Source organism: Wolbachia endosymbiont of Tetranychus urticae, assembly GCF_046529255.1.
Taxonomy (GTDB): Bacteria; Pseudomonadota; Alphaproteobacteria; order Rickettsiales; family Anaplasmataceae; genus Wolbachia.
Map to the genome: position 1 here is coordinate 977,176 of NZ_CP114181.1, position 18,714 is coordinate 995,889.

The 18,714-nt window shown below is 33.8% G+C and carries 17 protein-coding genes, 1 tRNA gene, 2 other RNA genes and 6 pseudogenes; 10 read left to right on the forward strand and 16 right to left on the reverse strand.

What is annotated here, in order from left to right; translation table 11 throughout:
• Positions 1-265: 265 nt before the first annotated feature.
• The 4 genes from O1Q06_RS05045 to ffs form a co-directional block, all read right to left on the reverse strand.
• A complete protein-coding gene (locus O1Q06_RS05045) occupies positions 266-946 on the reverse strand; it encodes a P44/Msp2 family outer membrane protein (RefSeq protein ID WP_410542281.1) in 681 nt (226 codons plus the stop codon).
• Between the two features lie 337 nt (positions 947-1,283).
• Complete coding sequence (locus tag O1Q06_RS05050) at positions 1,284-1,598, reverse strand: YbaB/EbfC family nucleoid-associated protein (protein WP_410542282.1); 315 nt, start codon at positions 1,596-1,598, stop codon at positions 1,284-1,286.
• 21 nt (positions 1,599-1,619) lie between these two features.
• Positions 1,620-3,203, reverse strand: a complete 1,584-nt coding sequence (gene dnaX / locus O1Q06_RS05055; protein WP_410542283.1) for a DNA polymerase III subunit gamma/tau — start codon at positions 3,201-3,203, stop codon at positions 1,620-1,622.
• A gap of 16 nt (positions 3,204-3,219) precedes the next feature.
• Positions 3,220-3,318, reverse strand: an RNA gene (ffs, locus tag O1Q06_RS05060) — signal recognition particle sRNA small type.
• Between the two features lie 118 nt (positions 3,319-3,436).
• Here ffs and O1Q06_RS05065 point away from each other — a divergent pair.
• Positions 3,437-3,550 (forward strand): annotated as a pseudogene (locus O1Q06_RS05065) (WPE palindromic element domain-containing protein); the annotation flags it as partial.
• Between the two features lie 203 nt (positions 3,551-3,753).
• Complete coding sequence (locus O1Q06_RS05070; RefSeq protein ID WP_019236837.1) at positions 3,754-4,407, forward strand: glutathione S-transferase family protein; 654 nt, start codon at positions 3,754-3,756, stop codon at positions 4,405-4,407.
• On the opposite strand, the gene O1Q06_RS05075 is transcribed toward O1Q06_RS05070, so the two are convergent.
• Entirely contained in the window at positions 4,379-5,056 is a 678-nt protein-coding gene (locus O1Q06_RS05075; protein ID WP_410542284.1) for an O-methyltransferase, read from the reverse strand. The genes O1Q06_RS05070 and O1Q06_RS05075 overlap by 29 nt on opposite strands.
• Before the next feature lie 250 nt (positions 5,057-5,306).
• Between O1Q06_RS05075 and O1Q06_RS05080 the strand changes: the two genes are divergently transcribed.
• A complete protein-coding gene (locus O1Q06_RS05080) occupies positions 5,307-5,585 on the forward strand; it encodes a DUF2671 domain-containing protein (RefSeq protein WP_007302334.1) in 279 nt (92 codons plus the stop codon).
• Between the two features lie 28 nt (positions 5,586-5,613).
• Here the strand turns inward: O1Q06_RS05080 and O1Q06_RS05085 are convergent, their stop codons facing one another.
• The 3 genes from O1Q06_RS05085 to ssrS form a co-directional block, all read right to left on the reverse strand.
• Positions 5,614-6,306, reverse strand: coding sequence for a thioredoxin domain-containing protein (locus O1Q06_RS05085; protein ID WP_015588150.1), 693 nt, complete (start codon positions 6,304-6,306; stop codon positions 5,614-5,616).
• 53 nt (positions 6,307-6,359) lie between these two features.
• Positions 6,360-6,821, reverse strand: a complete 462-nt coding sequence (locus O1Q06_RS05090) for a type II toxin-antitoxin system RatA family toxin (protein ID WP_410542285.1) — start codon at positions 6,819-6,821, stop codon at positions 6,360-6,362.
• Positions 6,822-6,838: 17 nt separating this feature from the next.
• A non-coding RNA gene (gene ssrS / locus O1Q06_RS05095) (6S RNA) lies at positions 6,839-7,000 on the reverse strand.
• A 115-nt stretch (positions 7,001-7,115) separates the two neighbouring features.
• Here ssrS and O1Q06_RS05100 point away from each other — a divergent pair.
• Positions 7,116-7,700: a phospholipid-binding protein MlaC gene (locus tag O1Q06_RS05100; protein ID WP_410542286.1), complete on the forward strand. Its 585-nt coding sequence runs from the start codon at positions 7,116-7,118 to the stop codon at positions 7,698-7,700.
• Entirely contained in the window at positions 7,697-8,995 is a 1,299-nt protein-coding gene (locus tag O1Q06_RS05105) for a bifunctional folylpolyglutamate synthase/dihydrofolate synthase (RefSeq protein WP_410542287.1), read from the forward strand. Before O1Q06_RS05100 ends, O1Q06_RS05105 begins: the two co-directional genes overlap by 4 nt.
• Before the next feature lie 83 nt (positions 8,996-9,078).
• Here O1Q06_RS05105 and O1Q06_RS05110 read toward each other — a convergent pair whose 3' ends face one another.
• Positions 9,079-9,948 carry an IS982 family transposase gene (locus O1Q06_RS05110; RefSeq protein ID WP_410542288.1) on the reverse strand — a complete coding sequence of 290 codons (870 nt, stop codon included), beginning with the start codon at positions 9,946-9,948 and terminating at the stop codon, positions 9,079-9,081.
• Between the two features lie 52 nt (positions 9,949-10,000).
• Between O1Q06_RS05110 and O1Q06_RS05115 the strand changes: the two are divergent.
• Positions 10,001-10,270, forward strand: a pseudogene (locus O1Q06_RS05115) (transposase); the annotation flags it as partial.
• On the opposite strand, the gene O1Q06_RS05120 reads toward O1Q06_RS05115, so the two are convergent.
• From O1Q06_RS05120 to O1Q06_RS05130, 3 genes are read right to left on the reverse strand one after another with little or no spacing between them, the layout of a single operon-like run.
• Entirely contained in the window at positions 10,267-10,848 is a 582-nt protein-coding gene (locus O1Q06_RS05120; RefSeq protein ID WP_410542289.1) for a transposase DNA-binding-containing protein, read from the reverse strand. The pseudogene O1Q06_RS05115 and the gene O1Q06_RS05120 sit on opposite strands and share 4 nt — an antisense overlap.
• A 44-nt stretch (positions 10,849-10,892) precedes the next feature.
• Entirely contained in the window at positions 10,893-11,237 is a 345-nt protein-coding gene (locus O1Q06_RS05125) for a transposase (RefSeq protein WP_410542290.1), read from the reverse strand.
• 24 nt (positions 11,238-11,261) lie between these two features.
• Positions 11,262-11,642, reverse strand: coding sequence for an IS630 transposase-related protein (locus O1Q06_RS05130; protein ID WP_410542291.1), 381 nt, complete (start codon positions 11,640-11,642; stop codon positions 11,262-11,264).
• Between the two features lie 292 nt (positions 11,643-11,934).
• On the opposite strand from O1Q06_RS05130, the pseudogene O1Q06_RS05135 reads away from it, so the two are divergent.
• Together O1Q06_RS05135 and prmC are read left to right on the forward strand one after the other, a co-directional pair.
• Positions 11,935-12,802: pseudogene (locus O1Q06_RS05135) on the forward strand (IS982 family transposase).
• Positions 12,803-12,994: 192 nt separating this feature from the next.
• The gene (prmC, locus tag O1Q06_RS05140; protein WP_410542292.1) at positions 12,995-13,846 is read left to right on the forward strand and encodes a peptide chain release factor N(5)-glutamine methyltransferase; all 852 of its coding nucleotides are present in this window, start codon (positions 12,995-12,997) and stop codon (positions 13,844-13,846) included.
• 424 nt (positions 13,847-14,270) lie between these two features.
• Here the strand turns inward: prmC and O1Q06_RS05145 are convergent, their stop codons facing one another.
• The 3 genes and pseudogenes from O1Q06_RS05145 to O1Q06_RS05155 form a co-directional block, all read right to left on the reverse strand.
• On the reverse strand, positions 14,271-15,140 hold the full coding sequence (locus tag O1Q06_RS05145) for an IS982 family transposase (RefSeq protein WP_410542293.1): 870 nt from the start codon (positions 15,138-15,140) through the stop codon (positions 14,271-14,273).
• A 789-nt stretch (positions 15,141-15,929) separates the two neighbouring features.
• Positions 15,930-16,420 (reverse strand): annotated as a pseudogene (locus O1Q06_RS05150) (hypothetical protein).
• A 61-nt stretch (positions 16,421-16,481) separates the two neighbouring features.
• A tRNA-Leu gene (locus tag O1Q06_RS05155) sits at positions 16,482-16,566 on the reverse strand.
• 62 nt (positions 16,567-16,628) lie between these two features.
• Here O1Q06_RS05155 and O1Q06_RS05160 point away from each other — a divergent pair.
• Positions 16,629-16,943, forward strand: a pseudogene (locus O1Q06_RS05160) (PmbA/TldA family metallopeptidase); the annotation flags it as partial.
• Between the two features lie 69 nt (positions 16,944-17,012).
• Positions 17,013-17,880 (forward strand): annotated as a pseudogene (locus O1Q06_RS05165) (IS982 family transposase).
• A gap of 227 nt (positions 17,881-18,107) precedes the next feature.
• Here the strand turns inward: O1Q06_RS05165 and petA are convergent.
• Positions 18,108-18,707 (reverse strand): ubiquinol-cytochrome c reductase iron-sulfur subunit, encoded by a 600-nt coding sequence (gene petA, locus O1Q06_RS05170; RefSeq protein WP_006014178.1) that lies wholly within the window; start codon positions 18,705-18,707, stop codon positions 18,108-18,110.
• Positions 18,708-18,714: the final 7 nt, after the last annotated feature.

The window sequence follows — 18,714 nt, forward strand, 5'->3', positions numbered from 1 at the left end:
TCCATGTATATAATATATTGATTTTCAGCAAAAAATTCAAGCTTTAATTAAAAAAGCATAACTTTATATTTAGTTGAGATCTTAACAACAGCCACCTAAATGTAGCATTAAAACTGCTAGCGTGTAATGATAAAAACTACATTAAATAAATAATGTGTCATTCCAGTGCTCAAACACTGGAATCCACATTTCTTTTTTCTAGATCCCAGTGTCATGCTACTTGAATGACAAGAAAAACCCACTGGGATAATAAGACAAAGATAGACTAGAAATTAAATGCTACTCCAGCTTCTGCACCAACAGTGCTGTAAAGAACTTTGATTCCGCCATCATCTTTAGCTGTCTTACCAAAATTAGCACCATAAGAACCAAAACAACGAGCACCAGCATAAAGCTTGATTTCTGGAGTTACATCATAACTAACACCAGCTTTTGCTTGATAAGCAAAACCAAATCCAGATTTTTTATCACCAGTAACCTCTGTTACTAAAGGATTGCTTACATACGCTGCACCAACACCAACACCAACATATGGAGTGATAGGCATATCTTCAATTGCTATATCGTAATAAACATTAACTAGTCCTGAAAATGCTGTTAAACTTTCTACAACTGCTGGAGAAGTATCTACTACATCTGCATCTTTACTCAATTGTGAGTAAAGTCCTTCAACATCAACCCTGATATCATCCATTTTATAACCAAATGCACCACCTCCAGCTAGAAAAGATGCTTTTAAGGGACTATTGTTGTCCTTACCTGATTTATATGTAACACCATCAATCTTTGTTTTAAAAGGTAAAACTTCACCATTATATTGCAAACGAACATAGTAGCTAGTTTCTTCATCACTTATTGGACCAATAGGGTCTGATGAAAAAGCAGAGTTTGATAGGCTTAGCAACGTCACTAAAGCAGCTGCCGAAAAAAACTTTTTATAATGCATAATTGCCCTCGTTAAAAAAATTAAAATTCCACTTTAGCAGTCTAAATAATAACTAAAGTTAAGTCAAGTGCTAACTTAATAACATAAAACCTTCTGTATCTTAACTAACTTTTAGGAAAATACAAAGATTTTATTAATTAATAAATAGAGTTACTCTACTTTTTTTTACTCTTGATCTTCTGACACCTATTTCACTAATGTCTTTTTATCTTCTGATCTGCATTCATCATTGTGAATTGCTGCATATTCATGCAGTAATATGAATGTACTTCATGGAAGTACTAGTATAAAAGGAAAACACTTAGTTACTGCATTAAGGCAAACTTCAGTAGTAAATTTAAAAAGGAAGTTTAAATCCAGGTGGTAACCCCATCATACCTGCAAGATCAGAGGTTGCATTTGCCATATCTTCTTCTGCTTTTTTGATGGCATCATTAAACGCTGCTGTCACTAAATCTTCTACTATGTCTTTTTCTTCATTTCTCATAAGCTCTAAGTCTATGTTTACCTTTTTAGCTTTATAGCCACCTATTTTTATAACTTCCACTAATACAGAAACTTTGCCACCACCAGAAACACCTTGAAATTCTTTTCCAATGTATTTTTCTTGGGCTTCCGCAAGCTTTTTTTGCATTTCTTGCGCTTGCTTCATTATTTGACTGAAATCCACAACCTACTCCTTATTTTCTATATTAATTATCTTTGCACCTTTAAACGTATTTAATATATCCTTAACTACAGGTGCATAATTTAAATTACTCACTTCCCTATTCATATAACTCGTATCAACTACAATAACCCACTCCTGATTAGTAGCTTGATTTAAGTAACTTTTCAAGTCATTACAAAAATTACTGTTCAAGTTAGATACAGCTTTTAATTTTAAACACCCAAATTTACAATCTATTAATTTTAGATTACTACATAGTTGTTTGTAAAGATAAATTTGGTTACTCCGCCTTAATAGTTGCAAAATCTTATCAAAATCGTAATTTTGTTGTTTATTTTTCACATGGATCCCAGTGTCACGCACTGGGATGACAGAGTGGGGGTTTTCCACATATTTTTTTGGATCCGAGTAGTCAGCTACTTGGATGACAGAGGGGGAAGGTGCAACAGGTCTGCCCTGTCTATTTCCTTGCTCTACATTCTGTGAAAGAATTTTTTTGATCACCTGTTCCGGAGAAGGCAAATCAGAAAGATAACAAAGGCTAATTAATATCATTTCAGCGGCAATTTCATTGCATGTTGAAACCTTTATATCTTGAATACCCTTAAGCAGCACCTTCCACAATCTCGAAAAAAATATTAAAGACTTTTTTGTACTCAAATCTTTTACTCTGCTCTTCTCATATTCTGTATCAATCTCTTTTGTAATTAAAAAACGGCATATTAACTGGATTGTTTGCAGTAGATCTTCAAAAATATTGAGCGGATTTGCTGTTTTTACCACATTGTCGAATACTAACAAAGCCTTCTGTAAATCACTATCTAATACTGCTTCCAGTAGATCAAATATAACGTTTCTATCTACTAGACCAAGTATGTCTTTAACACTTTGAGTGGATATTGTACCATCTTTGCTATATAGCACTGCTTGATTCATCAAAAATAAAGCGTTACGCATTGAATTGCTACAGTGGTGCGCAATTAATTCCGATGCTTCTTTTTCAATAAAATAATTTTCTTTTTGTGCAATATCATTTAAATGCTCCATTATCTTAACTGAAGGAATGTTATGTAAGTCAAACCTTTGACAACGCGCAATAACAGTTATTGGTATCTTTTTTATTTCTGTAGTTGCTAGAATAAACTTTACGCTAGATGGTGGTTCTTCTAGAGTTTTAAGTAATGCATTAAATGCATTACTGGATAACATGTGTACTTCATCTATAATGTAAACTTTAAATTTAGAACTTATTGGTAAATAGCAAATATCTCCCAAGATCGCTCTAACATCCTCAACACTAGTGTGACTTGCCGCATCGATTTCAACCACATCTGGATGGCTTGAATTTTTTATTGCCAGACAACTTGTACATGATCCACAAGGTTCAAAAGTTGGCCCCAATGAGCAGTTCAAGCATAAAGCTATTATTCTTGCAGTGGTGGTTTTACCAATTCCACTGCTACCAGAAAGCAGTATAGATTGTGGAATTTTGTTGAGAGTAAAAGCATTTTCTAGTATACGCACCAATATATCTTGACCTACTAAATCTTTAAAGCTATTAGGACGATATTTTAATGCTATGTTCATAGCCTAGAATAAAACAAATAGTACAAATAGGTATGCAACCCAAAAAGATCCTGATATGGTTGCTTCATTTCTGACCTGACCAAGTTACAGAATTTTTGCCTGCATACCTTATAAAAGGTTATACTCTTTTTTTTTTTTAGCAAGGTATATTCTATATTAGCCTTATAATTTATATGTTAGACCTTTTGCAACATTACTTTGGAGTAAACAGCTGTTACCTAAAATACTCTTCTTCTGTCATCCCAGTGCCCAGACACTGGGATCCAGAAAACTTAATTTTAAATGAATACATTAGGCTGTTGTATAATAAGAACTGGATTCCAGTGTCAATCACTGAAATGACACCCTTCCGGTGGGGATTGCTCTCAAACTACAATGTTCGTACAGTTGCACTGGGATTTAAGTATAAAAATATTTGGAAATTATACAATGGACAATGGATTCTAGGAATATATGTTAAAAGTAATGTCCATGATGAAATAAGCTGGATTCCAATGTCACGTACTGGAATGACAACATATAGGTATTGGAATAACAAAAGAGGAATATTATGATTTTATATCATTTTCCTCTTTGTCCATTTTCACGAAAAGTTAGAGCTCTTCTCAAGGAAAAAAAGCTGAGTTGTGATTTGGTATATGAAAATCCATGGGAAAAGCGGAATGAATTCATGGAGATCAATCCAATCGGACAAGTACCAGTATTAATAGATAATAACTTTGTAATAGCGGATAGTAATGCCATTTGTGAATATATAGAAGAGATTTACAATAGTGACGTCAAATTACTTGGTTCATCAACTATTATTAAGTCTAAAATACGCGCTTTAATCAATTGGTTCGATAGCAAATTTTACAATGAAGTTACTAAGTATATTATGAATGAAAAAGTAATTACTAACCGCAGCCCTGACTCTAGATTTCTTCATGCAGCTCAGCATAACCTGCCTTACCATATGGAATACATCGAACACTTAATTAACAAGAACGTTTGGCTTGCAACCGATAAGTTCACTTTAGCCGATATTACTTTAGCATCACATATTTCTATAATAGACTACGTAAATAGTTTTCCCTGGGAAAAAAGTAAGATTTTAAAAGAATGGTACTCCATTGTTAAATCAAGGCCTTGTTTTCGCGAAATATTATTAGAGAGAGTTTTTGGCTTAACTCCCCCTAGACATTACGCTGACCTTGATTTTTAACTTGCGTTAGTTTTAAAGCTACAGTCATTCCTTCGTCAGTAGGAATCAATATGGAAAAATATTTTTTTTCATCTGACAATCTATCGTTAAACTCTCTCATAGCATGCCATGACTTTTCTGATACTTCTTTTGGAGGAGATTCTAAAAATACTGTATCAAATAATAGAGTGTTATCTGCAACGATTAGCCCATCTTGTTTAATGTATGACTCTGCCCAATCTAAATACTTAGGATAACTACTTTTGTCAGCATCGATGAATATCATGTCAAATGGTGCCTTTGCTGATAATTCATTAATTTTTTCCAGTGCATCACCTTCTATTAGAGTAATTTTATCACTTAGATTAAAAGCACTAAAATTTTTTTTTGCTATTCTTGAGTGTTGAGGATTATTTTCTATTGTATATATATGACCATCTTTCGGTAAAGCTTTTACCATACAAATTGACGAATAACCATATAAAGTGCCAATTTCAACTATGCTTTTAACTTTATGGATTTTGATAAATAAATTTAATAATTTTCCTTCTTCAGGAGTGATTTGAATACGTTGTTTCTTATCAAGAGTACAATGTACTTCTATTTTTTTATACTCTTTTGCAAATAAGCTTCTTATGTACAACGATTTTCTGCTAAAGTTATGACGCATTAAGTTTTATAATATAAACTAAGGAGGTTTAATCTATATAAGATTTATAGATATAACAATAAAGTTAAGAATAATAAAATTTTTTATTTTAAGTTGTTATTTTATAAAGTAAAATTTTAAGTGACAAAGGTTATTATATATTTTACTATGGCTAACTGGTATAATAACCAATTGTTATGCTAGAATTAAGGGATCGTTTATTTACATCTCTCTTAAAATGTAATTTTTATAATCAATTAGAGGTGGTTATATGTCTTATAACATTGCTAACGAAGTTGAAACGTTAAGCAAGAAATCTAATAATAATGAAGGAGTGAAATTACTGCACAATCCAGCTTATCGCGAGAAGTACAAAGAACGCTTTAACGAAGCTCAGAAAAAAGTTATGGATATGGTCCAATTTTATGATGGAACGATAGTATTAATAGAGAATAAAATTGCCATGTATTATTATGCTTGGCACAGTAAAAAAAGAGAGTTTGAGCGTAAAAAGCAACAAACAGTATCAAAAAATAATGATTCAGCATAGGGTTTTTATATGGTAAGCTACAGTGTTATTACTTCACTATAGCTTTTCCATATAACTCATCTATTACATTAGTGAAGTATTCCAGCTCTCTATATCCTTCATGTTTGATTTTACCATTCTCTACATATGATTTGTCATCGTTAAGCTTGATGATGAATACAGGAGTAGCTGTGATATCAAGTTTATTAATTGCAAGTGATTTATCATTTATAATTTTGTCCATCATCTTTTTATCATTAATGCATTTGTTAAATACATCTTGCTTCAAATTGCTTAGTGCAGCAATTTTTTGTAGTATAGTTAAATCACTAAAATTAGAGTAGTTCCATGAGTCTATTGCATTAAACACAGCTTTGTTAAAATTAAAATAGTCTTCTTCTTTTTCATAGCAATAACTTAGCATTGCAGCTTTTAATCCTCTGTAATCTAGAGGAAAATGACGGAATATGTATAACATCTTACCTGTATCTATGTACTTCTCTTTGATTTTAGGAAAAACTTTCTTATGAAAAAGAGAACAGTGATAACAAGTGAGCGAGGCGTATTCTATCACTAAAATTGGCGCTTTTCGATCTCCTAATAATTTATCATCAGGCAATAGGGACAGTAGTTCTTTTGGTGTTATTTCATCAGTTTTTTGAGTGTTGGGTAAGTTTTGTTCAATAGCTGCATAAGAACTAACACTTATAAAAATAAGTAAGAACAATAATCTAAAAATCATTACAATGAAAATACTTAACTTATTAAAGAATCTATGCATTTATATAAATGATGTCAAGATAACTTTTGCTTAGCAAGGCTTTCTAGTCTGTCTTCGAATGCAGTAATTATTTTATTTTGTGCATATTTATACACCGAGTTTAATAAAGTAGAAAACAAATTGGATTTAAACTCAAACTCTATATAGAACTCTACCATAGTTTTATTTTTGCTCATAGGAGTGAATTTCCATTCGTTGTATAAATGTTTAAATATTCCATTTGAGGAGACAGCTTTTATCCAACTTTCACTTATTCCACTTGGAGCAAGGGAGGTCACTTCTGATGTGTAACTTCCTTTAATGCCATAAAAAGCTGCAAGGAGATCTACAATCATTTGGCTATCAGTTTTTTCTTTTATATAAACAGCTTTGCACCAAGGAACAAAATCAGGATACTTCTCAACGTCAATTGCAACTTGAAATATCTCACGAGATGAACAAAAAAAAACACCTTGTTCTTTATATTGGTGTAACATAAATCTGAATAATAAAAATGGGATCCACATCTACCGTCAGTCTTAGTAGATTCCTGAGACCTAAAGTTAAGGTGGGTATCACATACTAATTTCAATGAAATTAACAGAGGCAATCCCCTTGATCAGAAATTATCGCTCGGAAAATTTAACTTAACTCATAACGTATAGCATAGACCCCTATTAATTATAGGTTATTTATATAGAGTATGTCTATAGGTATGTTAGAGCTAGCGACTATTATTTTGCCTTTGTTAAATTTTGCATTTTAAGTATCATAGCTAATAAATACATCTTATGAATGTTATTAAGCTCTTAACTATTTTTATTTTAATATCCTCAAGTGCTTACGCGAGTTGTGTAGGTCACAGAACTTTTGTGCTTGCCATGAAGCAGCAAGTAGATAATACGTCTATGAAAGGGAATAGAAAAAATTCAGAACATATACACGAAAAGCTTCGGAAGATCATTCAGAATAATGTTAACCTCAAAGAAATATCTCGATTTGTAGTAGGGAAATATTGGAATTTATCTACTCAGAAAGAAAAAGAAGAGTTTCTAAAAGAATATGAAGTATATCTCGCGCGTTTGTGCGCTAAAATTTTGTATAAATACATAAATAATAGTGAAATGATCATAATGAATACAAGAGCAGTTGACGATGAAACTTGTCTGATGAGAACAAGATTTTCTTATGGTGATGAGGAATTTACAAATATTGACTTTAAAGTTACTAAAAGTGACAGTTCTTTCTTAATAAACGATGTTGTGATGAGTGGAATAAGTATTGCTATTAATCAACGTTCTCAATTTAGTGAAAAGATCGACACGAATGGCATGGCAAGTGTAATAGATGAATTAAAACGTAACAATAATTTATGATATACATGCCTCATTGGCCTAAGCCGATTGGCAGTAGGCCAAAGGATTTTTCTCTTGATCGCATAAAAAGTTTTCTAAATAAATTGGGTAATCCCGAGAAAAGAATACCGCCAATAATTCACATAGCTGGCACTAATGGCAAAGGATCAACACTATCATTTATAAGATATATAATGCAAGCAGCAGGGTATAAAGTTCATACGTACACTTCTCCACATTTAGTGAATTTTAATGAGAGAATAGTTGTTGCAGGCAATGATGTCGATGATAGTGAATTACATAACTCACTGGAAGAATGCCGTATAGCAGTTGCGGAACAACCTATCACTCTATTTGAGGCCACAACAATTGCAGCTTTCTTAGCTTTTGCTCGTCATAAAGCGGATATTACTTTAGTTGAGGTAGGTATGGGTGGAAGGCTTGATGCAACAAATGTTATAGATAATCCGATCCTAACGATCATCACTTCCATTGCACTTGACCATACAGAATATCTTGGTCCTACCGTAGAAACCATAGCAGTTGAAAAGGCTGGAATAATGAAACCTAATGTTCCTTGCGTAATAGCACCACAAGAAAAATCTATAACGAACACATTAGAACATCATGCAATAAATAAGAAATCTCCTCTGTATAGAGGAGGACTTGAATGGAATTGCGAAAAACAGAATAACAGGATGGTCTTTCAATCGACTATTCAATCAATAGAATTTTCTTTGCCATCTTTAAAAGGAGATCATCAAATAATCAATTCAGGAAACGCAATTGCAGCATGTAGCATTTTGAGTGGGAAGTATGGATTTAATATTGGAGAAGAGGACATTGCTTCAGGTTTACAGAGCACTTATTGGCCTGCGCGGCTAGAGTCTATAAAAGAAGGTAATTTAATTTCTTTATTACCAAAAGATTGGCAATTATTTCTAGATGGCGCACACAACAATGATGGTGCCAAAGTGTTAGCTAAGTGGGTAAGAGACAATTTTGCTGAAGGTATCTATATGATCTTTGGTGTTACTCGTAACAGAAACGTCGCAGAGTTCTTAGAGCACTTAAAGCCATACATCAAACTACTATGCGCCGTTTGTGTTAAATCTGAACCTAAAGCAACAAGTACAGATTTAATCAGAGAAGGAGCTCATAATATAGGAATCAATGCTATCGAATGTGAATCAATCAGTGATGCAATATCAAATTACATATTGAAAGCCTCTATTCAAAACGTCAAAACCATACTAATTTGTGGCTCGTTATTTTTAGCCAGAGATTTGAGTATGGAGAATAATCAACCTACTTGATGAGCCGAGACGTTAAAAGCACCATCAGGATTTACAATGCTGCTTGGCTTTTCGGTTGATGCTCCTATAACGCTAATTCTGGATTAAGGAAGGAAGAAAGTATAGGAAATGGAAGGCTTTTTGGATTTCAAGGAATAGGAAATGAGAGTAGAAAAGATGTGAACCAAGAAATTAACGGGAGATCTATGGCGAGTATGTTCAATTTCAAGTCTACTTTTGAGGTAGCCAAAAATCGTCTCAATGATCGACCTTTTTCTCAGCAAAATCTTTTCATGTAGTGAAATTAATGCGTTTTTCATCCCCTTTTTCACCTTGGTAACAAGTTTCAAACCGCGGTTAAACAACTCTTGGAAAAGCTCTTTTTTAATATAGCCTTTATCACCAAACAAAAGACCGGTTAATTTCTTAGTTAGGTTTGCTACAGGCTCTCTATCGTCAACATTACCTCTTGTAAGCGTAAAAGCTTGAATTTCACCTTTCTCATTAATTATCAAATGTAGTTTAAAGCCGAAAAACCAGCCATATGTACTCTTGCTTAATTTTGCAATTCCAGCAAAAACCTTATTTCTTGATATTCTTTTTGCATGGCAAACTGCAATAGGAGTTGTATCTATGTATGAGATTCCAGTAAGTTCTGACCATCCGCAAAGGCACTGTAATAGCATGGCTAAATGCCACAAAACCCTGGGCTTTAGAGCAACAAACCTAGTGTATGAAGGCAACTTCGAAAACTCTGATTTGTAGAGCAATGTTAGGTAATGCAGGTAGAAAGCCTTAAAATTTTCACAGGGAGATTGCTGATACAGGAGGATTATTGTGATAATTTCCGAATGTGTAATTTCTGGTACTCTTGTGGGTTTTTTACCGTTTGGCAGTAGTTTATCTGCAAAATTTTTCTCTATATCTCTGCAAAAATCATCGACCAGACAAAACAGTTTTGTTATATCTTCCATGGGTAACCTCATCTATTTTTTTCTATTTGTTGAGTTTACCCTACTCTCCTGACTTTTCTATTCTCTTTTTAATCCAGAATTAGCGTTTACCAAGGTGAAAAAGGGGATGAAAAACGCATTAATTTCACTACATGAAAAGATTTTGCTGAGAAAAAGGTCGATCATTGAGACGATTTTTGGCTACCTCAAAAGTAGACTTGAAATTGAACATACTCGCCATAGATCTCCCGTTAATTTCTTGGTTCACATCTTTTCTACTCTCATTTCCTATTCCTTGAAATCCAAAAAGCCTTCCATTTCCTATACTTTCTTCCTTCCTTAATCCAGAATTAGCGTTTTTAGTGCCGCTATCCACTTATAGCTTTCTTTCTCCTTTATAGCAGTACGGTATTTCCTGTTTGCTTTTTCTTGGGCTGTTTCTTCCCTGATAGAACGTACCCAACACTGTTGAGAAGATAGCCCTAAAGGTAATCCGTCTTTGTTAACCATTAAGTTACTGTGCAATAACAAACCCTTTTTATATTTTGTATAGGCTTTAGAAATACTACCTAGACCCTTAGTCTTTATATGAGAGTCAAAATCCAAATAACTTGTATCTTGAACTGAAAATACCAGCTCATTTCCTTTTATCCTTTCCATAGTTTCTTTATAATGGGAAGAATAAATTTCCTTAGCTTCAAGCTTCTCATTGCTAAATAATCTGTATGCACCTTTAGCTTCTTTCCATCCTACACAGCTTTGACTAATTGACCCAGACGCCTTATTCTCTATTAAATAGCTTGTTTTAATAAGTCTTGTATTAAGCCTTACATCTCCCAGATTAACATGTCTCAACTCTTTTTCTAGCCATTTATCTCCTAAGCCATCAGCACATTGTACATTTCTATTTACTTCACACATTTTTACCTCATCTTAAGTATATTTTTCTCTATCTTACTTGCTTTTTATACTTGTGGGTAAAAGTGAGGATTCAAATCTGGTGAATATGTTGGAAGATACAGCACATGACAGCCAAAAGACTCTATTAATGATTTTGTTTTAGTGGTCTTATGAAATGTAGCATTATCCATAACTATGGTTGTGCCAAGTGGCAATTTAGGTTTCTCCAACCATATATTGAATACCTCTTTGTCACACCCACCTTTGAAAGTCATTGGTGCAATAAATCTCATTCCAATCCACCCGGCTACTATACCGATTCTCTCTCGCTGGAATATCTGCATAAATTTTCTTTCCTCTTGGAGCACGTCCATATTCTCGGTATAACTTATTATCAACTCCTGCTTCATCTATATATAAGATGCTGGAATGGTCTATTTTTGAGATTTTATCAATAAATTGCTGCCTATCTTCTTGATTGCGCTCTTGATATAGTGTGACTTTTTTTTAAAAGTAATTTTTAGCTGTTTTAGTCTATACCAAATTGAATTTATTCCAAATCCAAGATTTTGTTTCATCTCTGCCAGAGTATGATCTGGATTCTTTGTAACATATTCTTCGAGTATTTTTGGGTCTATTTTTCGAATAAAGCTACCGTTTTTAGATGGCTTTAGGCTTTCACCAGCAGCTTTCTTTTTTAACCAGCGGTACAGCGTTGCTATTCCTATCTCCATGAGCTCTGCTATCTCAACCTTTGCCTTCCCTTTTTCTATCATCAATACTTCCTTTTCCCTTAAATCCACACTATATGCCATTATAACTCAAATACTTTATTATACCTTTATCATTTACTTTAGGAAATACTATAGATTGATACTGTAACACCAAACCTGCTACTAATAAAATAGAAGGAAGATAATTTGAAATTTGGGAAGTAAGAATTAGATATTTAAATGCTTTACTTTTGGATATTTCATCTTTTAGCTCTTCTTGATCTAAATTTTCACCTTGTTCCCGTTGAACGCTAATTCTGGATTAAAAAGAGAATAGAAAAGTCAGGAGAGTAGGGTAAACTCAACAAATAGAAAAAAATAGATGAGGTTACCCATGGAAGATATAACAAAACTGTTTTGTCTGGTCGATGATTTTTGCAGAGATATAGAGAAAAATTTTGCAGATAAACTACTGCCAAACGGTAAAAACCCACAAGAGTGCCAGAAATTACACATTCGGAAATTATCACAATAATCCTCCTGTATCAGCAATCTCCCTGTGAAAATTTTAAGGCTTTCTACCTGCATTACCTAACATTGCTCTACAAACAGAGTTTTCGAAGTTGCCTTCATACACTAGGTTTGTTGCTCTAAAGCCCAGGGTTTTGTGGCATTTAGCCATGCTATTACAGTGCCTTTGCGGATGGTCAGAACTTACTGGAATCTCATACATAGATACAACTCCTATTGCAGTTTGCCATGCAAAAAGAATATCAAGAAATAAGGTTTTTGCTGGAATTGCAAAATTAAGCAAGAGTACATATGGCTGGTTTTTCGGCTTTAAACTACATTTGATAATTAACGAGAAAGGTGAAATTCAAGCTTTTACGCTTACAAGAGGTAATGTTGACGATAGAGAGCCTGTAGCAAACCTAACTAAGAAATTAACCGGTCTTTTGTTTGGTGATAAAGGCTATATTAAAAAAGAGCTTTTCCAAGAGTTGTTTAACCGCGGTTTGAAACTTGTTACCAAGGTGAAAAAGGGGATGAAAAACACATTAATTTCACTACATGAAAAGATTTTGCTGAGAAAAAGGTCGATCATTGAGACGATTTTTGGCTACCTCAAAAGTAGACTTGAAATTGAACATACTCGCCATAGATCTCCCGTTAATTTCTTGGTTCACATCTTTTCTACTCTCATTTCCTATTCCTTGAAATCCAAAAAGCCTTCCATTTCCTATACTTTCTTCCTTCCTTAATCCAGAATTAGCGTTTATAATAGAGCCAAGAGTTTCTAACATTAATCCAAAAATACTAACCGAATTACCAGTAAAGCCAGATGATTTTTACAATCCTACTCTTGACACTTAGATTTAATGCAGCTACCCTAAGTTCAAAATTCTATACTCAATTTTGCTGTTCTTGCATACAAGGAACACGTTTTTAGAATAATGAAAACAATCAGCGCTTTAATTAAAGAAGGGTCAAAGCTACTGTCATCACATAGAATTGAATCACCACATTTGGATTGTGAAATCATCATGCAGTACGTACTTGGAGTAGAAAGATCATTCACAATCATGAATCACACCAATCAGGTACCAAGAAACAAAGAGCTTCTATTCTGGAAATTAACAAAAAAAAGAGCAGAAAGATATCCAATATCGCAAATAATAGGTAATCGTGAATTCTGGAGTAAAAATTTTATAGTTAACCAACATGTTCTAGATCCAAGACCAGATAGTGAGACAGTAATTTCAATAGTGTTAAAATATTACCAAAATAAGAAGCAAAAAATAAAAATTGCAGATTTTGGCACAGGCACAGGCTGTTTGTTGATCTCCATACTTAGTGAGTATGAATATGCTATTGGAGTTGGTTTTGAAAAAAGCCTGGAAGCATACAAAATTACCTGCCAGAACACAAAGAAACATAATCTTCTCAACAGAGCTAAAATATTTCCAAATTCGTGGACAGAATGTAGAGATTTATTTGATCTTATAATAAGCAATCCTCCATATATTAAAAGAAGTAAGTTAAAAAATCTGCAAGCTGAAGTGCAAAAAGAGCCAAGAATTGCTCTTGATGGTGGTATCGATGGATTGAGCTGTTACCTGAGTATTTTTCCAATATTGAAAAAGTGCCTTAAAAAAGATGGGTTTGCGATACTGGAAATAGGCGAAGATCAAAGCAATATTGACAAAATAATACCCTTATATGGACTGGCTTTTCAGGAATACGTATACGACTTGGCTGGAATGAAAAGATGCATTGTTGTAAAGCAAGATAAAGAACATGACTAGTAGAACGCTAGCTTTCTCAGAACCTGTTCATAATATCAAGAAAGGCATAAAGTAAGAAATAGAGTGTATAAATTAGGATATATGAGGAGTGTATACCCAAGTGACATAAGTCGAGAGAAGTTTGAGATTATTTCACCAGATCTGGAGTCTTGTGAAAAAAACAAAACCAAGAAAACTTGATTTGTATGAATATATTTTGCGGAGTGTTGTACGCCCTAAAAACGCTAATTCTGGATTAAAAAGAGAATAGAAAAGTCAGGAGAGTAGGGTAAACTCAACAAATAGAAAAAAATAGATGAGGTTACCCATGGAAGATATAACAAAACTGTTTTGTCTGGTCGATGATTTTTGCAGAGATATAGAGAAAAATTTTGCAGATAAACTACTGCCAAACGGTAAAAAACCTACAAACGCTAATTCTGGATTAAGGAAGGAAGAAAGTATAGGAAATGGAAGGCTTTTTGGATTTCAAGGAATAGGAAATGAGAGTAGAAAAGATGTGAACCAAGAAATTAACGGGAGATCTATGGCGAGTATGTTCAATTTCAAGTCTATTTTTGAGGTAGCCAAAAATCGTCTCAATGATCGACCTTTTTCTCAGCAAAATCTTTTCATGTAGTGAAATTAATGCGTTTTTCATCCCCTTTTTCACCTTGGTAACAAGTTTCAAACCGCGGTTAAACAACTCTTGGAAAAGCTCTTTTTTAATATAGCCTTTATCACCAAACAAAAGACCGGTTAATTTCTTAGTTAGGTTTGCTACAGGCTCTCTATCGTCAACATTACCTCTTGTAAGCGTAAAAGCTTGAATTTCACCTTTCTCGTTAATTATCAAATGTAGTTTAAAGCCGAAAAACCAGCCATATGTACTCTTGCTTAATTTTGCAATTCCAGCAAAAACCTTATTTCTTGATATTCTTTTTGCATGGCAAACTGCAATAGGAGTTGTATCTATGTATGAGATTCCAGTAAGTTCTGACCATCCGCAAAGGCACTGTAATAGCATGGCTAAATGCCACAAAACCCTGGGCTTTAGAGCAACAAACCTAGTGTATGAAGGCAACTTCGAAAACTCTGATTTGTAGAGCAATGTTAGGTAATGCAGGTAGAAAGCCTTAAAATTTTCACAGGGAGATTGCTGATACAGGAGGATTATTGTGATAATTTCCGAATGTGTAATTTCTGGCACTCTTGTGGGTTTTTTACCGTTTGGCAGTAGTTTATCTGCAAAATTTTTCTCTATATCTCTGCAAAAATCATCGACCAGACAAAACAGTTTTGTTATATCTTGCATGGGTAACCTCATCTATTTTTTTCTATTTGTTGAGTTTACCCTACTCTCCTGACTTTTCTATTCTCTTTTTAATCCAGAATTAGCGTTTATATATAAAACAGAACATTTTACGCAATAAAATCTACAATACAATTGTTCTGCTTGAATGCGCTTTGTGTAAATTTATTACCTCTCTTTCCCCTTCCACGGTTAAACAACTCTGCTATGCTTCTTATTTGGTTCATTAATAATGAGAATTGGTATTATCACTTAAGTAGCCCTTTTTGTGTAATCCCAGTACCCTCTCTTTGATGTCATCCAAGTAGCTGACACTGGGATCCAGTTAAATTTACGAGTATAAAAGTAATCAATGTTTTGATGATTATGAAAAAGCTGGATTCCAGTGACCATCTACTATATAAATAGTACCTTCAAAAACAAACGTTAGTGCGGTTGTGTGTCCCACGCTGAATTACTTTAGCTACAAATATTAAGAAATTTACTAAGTAAAAAAAAGACAAAAGAACCCCCGTATAGCGAGTTTCGACCCTATAATAATTTAAATTGGCGTTGTAATAATGTGCTAACGCTTATTTTAAGCGCGATTTGGCTGAATGTAGAAAAAATTTTTAAAAGACATGCAGCCGCTATAATTTTTATGTAATTTGCCAATAAATACCTGAGTTTTTTACTGAATTTTGCTGTTAAATCCGTGGAGATTAAAAACAAGGATAAATACTCTTGCTATCACAGTAAGGGGGATGGCGTAATTTGTCAAGTTAAATAAGCTAACTTATTAACATGTAATAATCAGGGAGCTATTGCAGATTTAATGTTCACTAGCTTTGAGGTTTTAGTTTCATCTATTTGCGACTGACTAATCATAGTTCGAATGAAATTAGTTGCCATAAAGGTACAACCTAGAATAAAAAAAGCAACGGAAATAAGGGGATAATAGGAAATTCAAGAGGTAATATAGGTGTAATTCCTCCTATTAAAAATGAAACGTTAGATGCAATGTCGAGGCAGATCTTCATTAATTTCTCTTGCCGAGAGGTATCGAGTTGCTTATTAAGGCCACACTGCCTAAAATGATCAGTTAATGACCATATATTTAAAGCAAGCGAAAGTGCACTTAGTATAGTGCTGACAATAGCAAAATACAAGCTTAAGGAAGGAATATTTAGGGCTAATGCTGCTATGTACCCACTCAAAGAAGCAATAGATAGTGCAGTAACCAAGCGTTTTGAATAAGTTCGTATTTTTTTCCTGTAAATAAGCCTCTCTTTCTCATAACTCATAAACTTAGCAGTAAATGCATATTATATCATAACATTAATTGATTTAAAAATCAATACAGAGTGCCCGGGAGAAGACTTGAACTTCCACAACTTGAAAAGTTACTAGCACCTGAAGCTAGCGCGTCTACCAATTCCGCCACCCGGGCTTTTTGTGATTTACTATGTTAAAATAAAATAATATACTCAAGTAGTTTTTAGCTCAAAGGTAATGCCAAATCTAGATCAAATATTTTTTGCTCAGAACAATGTTAATATTAATAATGTATATAAAATAGTCAACAACGCTTTGAGCAATAGTGATGGTGGCGAGCTATTTTTAGAGTTTTGCCAATCAGAATCCCTGATTTTTGATGATAATATATTAAAACATATGGATTTAAATATCAGAAGAGGATTTGGTCTCAGGTCTTTTTGTGAAGATAGTACGTCTTTTGTTTGCTCTTCTGAGATTAGCGAAAAAGAAATTAGTAAAGCTGCTTCTATGGTAAAAAGTTCAGCATCTTTAAACGCTAATTCTGGATTAAAAAGAGAATAGAAAAGTCAGGAGAGTAGGGTAAACTCAACAAATAGAAAAAAATAGATGAGGTTACCCATGGAAGATATAACAAAACTGTTTTGTCTGGTCGATGATTTTTGCAGAGATATAGAGAAAAATTTTGCAGATAAACTACTGCCAAACGGTAAAAACCCACAAGAGTGCCAGAAATTACACATTCGGAAATTATCACAATAATCCTCCTGTATCAGCAATCTCCCTGTGAAAATTTTAAGGCTTTCTACCTGCATTACCTAACATTGCTCTACAAACAGAGTTTTCGAAGTTGCCTTCATACACTAGGTTTGTTGCTCTAAAGCCCAGGGTTTTGTGGCATTTAGCCATGCTATTACAGTGCCTTTGCGGATGGTCAGAACTTACTGGAATCTCATACATAGATACAACTCCTATTGCAGTTTGCCATGCAAAAAGAATATCAAGAAATAAGGTTTTTGCTGGAATTGCAAAATTAAGCAAGAGTACATATGGCTGGTTTTTCGGCTTTAAACTACATTTGATAATTAACGAGAAAGGTGAAATTCAAGCTTTTACGCTTACAAGAGGTAATGTTGACGATAGAGAGCCTGTAGCAAACCTAACTAAGAAATTAACCGGTCTTTTGTTTGGTGATAAAGGCTATATTAAAAAAGAGCTTTTCCAAGAGTTGTTTAACCGCGGTTTGAAACTTGTTACCAAGGTGAAAAAGGGGATGAAAAACGCATTAATTTCACTACATGAAAAGATTTTGCTGAGAAAAAGGTCGATCATTGAGACGATTTTTGGCTACCTCAAAAATAGACTTGAAATTGAACATACTCGCCATAGATCTCCCGTTAATTTCTTGGTTCACATCTTTTCTACTCTCATTTCCTATTCCTTGAAATCCAAAAAGCCTTCCATTTCCTATACTTTCTTCCTTCCTTAATCCAGAATTAGCGTTTTAAGCAAGTTAGTCAGAATTTTTCTGACGCAAAGGAACAAGTTTTAAATTTAGCTGTCAACTCTGAAAATTTGGCAGGCAAGTTTCTTAATTATCACCCGAATATGTGCATAGTATAAAATTAGCTTGATAGACTTCAAGAGCTTTGCCTATGAAGTCAGTGTGCTTCTTGAAATGCAATATACTTTTATTACTTTAATTATGAAAATCCGTTAAGCCTTCTTGCCAATTACTACAATATTTTCACTTGGAAAAAAGTAGTCAGGTATAGCCATGTTCTTTGGTGCAGGACCGCCAATTACTCGGCCTGATGTGTCATAATATGAACCGTGACAAGGGCAGAACCAACCGTTGCCGTCTTTTGTAGCGTGATCAACTGGTACACATCCAAGATGGGTGCATATTCCAATCATAATTAACCATTCATCTTTTCCTTTGTATACTCTTTTTTCATCTGATTCAGGATCTCTCAAATTTTCTGCATTTATGGCTCTTGCAGCCTCAATCTCTTGCTTTGTGCGCTTGCGGATAAATACTGGCTTACCTTGCCATTTTACCTTTTTTCCTTGTCCTTCTTGAATATCAGATAGATTAACTTCAACCGTAGACATCGCTAAAACCTCAGCAGAAGGATTCATAGACTTAACCAATGGCCAAAGACCGCTTGCAGCTCCTATACCTGCCATGGCACACGTAGTTAATGTGATAAAATCTCTTCTACTCTTATTTTTGGCAAAATCTTTAACAAGAGATGTTTTTTTATTCTTCTCATTCGTCAATGATTTTTTATTTTTAGTTAACTTCTTATCCATCAATCTC

Excerpts from the sequence above, each read along its gene's own strand:
- O1Q06_RS05080 (WP_007302334.1), top strand. The coding sequence starts at position 5,307 with ATGTCTTATAACATTGCTAACGAAGTTGAAACGTTAAGCAAGAAATCT.
- O1Q06_RS05090 (WP_410542285.1), bottom strand. The coding sequence starts at position 6,821 with ATGTTACACCAATATAAAGAACAAGGTGTTTTTTTTTGTTCATCTCGT.
- O1Q06_RS05125 (WP_410542290.1), bottom strand. The coding sequence starts at position 11,237 with ATGAAGCAGGAGTTGATAATAAGTTATACCGAGAATATGGACGTGCTC.
- O1Q06_RS05070 (WP_019236837.1), top strand. The coding sequence starts at position 3,754 with ATGATTTTATATCATTTTCCTCTTTGTCCATTTTCACGAAAAGTTAGA.
- O1Q06_RS05145 (WP_410542293.1), bottom strand. The coding sequence starts at position 15,140 with ATGCAAGATATAACAAAACTGTTTTGTCTGGTCGATGATTTTTGCAGA.
- O1Q06_RS05120 (WP_410542289.1), bottom strand. The coding sequence starts at position 10,848 with ATGTGTGAAGTAAATAGAAATGTACAATGTGCTGATGGCTTAGGAGAT.
- O1Q06_RS05100 (WP_410542286.1), top strand. The coding sequence starts at position 7,116 with ATGAATGTTATTAAGCTCTTAACTATTTTTATTTTAATATCCTCAAGT.
- O1Q06_RS05050 (WP_410542282.1), bottom strand. The coding sequence starts at position 1,598 with ATGAAGCAAGCGCAAGAAATGCAAAAAAAGCTTGCGGAAGCCCAAGAA.
- O1Q06_RS05130 (WP_410542291.1), bottom strand. The coding sequence starts at position 11,642 with ATGGCATATAGTGTGGATTTAAGGGAAAAGGAAGTATTGATGATAGAA.
- dnaX (WP_410542283.1), bottom strand. The coding sequence starts at position 3,203 with ATGAACATAGCATTAAAATATCGTCCTAATAGCTTTAAAGATTTAGTA.
- O1Q06_RS05110 (WP_410542288.1), bottom strand. The coding sequence starts at position 9,948 with ATGGAAGATATAACAAAACTGTTTTGTCTGGTCGATGATTTTTGCAGA.
- prmC (WP_410542292.1), top strand. The coding sequence starts at position 12,995 with ATGAAAACAATCAGCGCTTTAATTAAAGAAGGGTCAAAGCTACTGTCA.
- petA (WP_006014178.1), bottom strand. The coding sequence starts at position 18,707 with ATGGATAAGAAGTTAACTAAAAATAAAAAATCATTGACGAATGAGAAG.
- O1Q06_RS05045 (WP_410542281.1), bottom strand. The coding sequence starts at position 946 with ATGCATTATAAAAAGTTTTTTTCGGCAGCTGCTTTAGTGACGTTGCTA.
- O1Q06_RS05075 (WP_410542284.1), bottom strand. The coding sequence starts at position 5,056 with ATGCGTCATAACTTTAGCAGAAAATCGTTGTACATAAGAAGCTTATTT.
- O1Q06_RS05105 (WP_410542287.1), top strand. The coding sequence starts at position 7,697 with ATGATATACATGCCTCATTGGCCTAAGCCGATTGGCAGTAGGCCAAAG.
- O1Q06_RS05085 (WP_015588150.1), bottom strand. The coding sequence starts at position 6,306 with ATGATTTTTAGATTATTGTTCTTACTTATTTTTATAAGTGTTAGTTCT.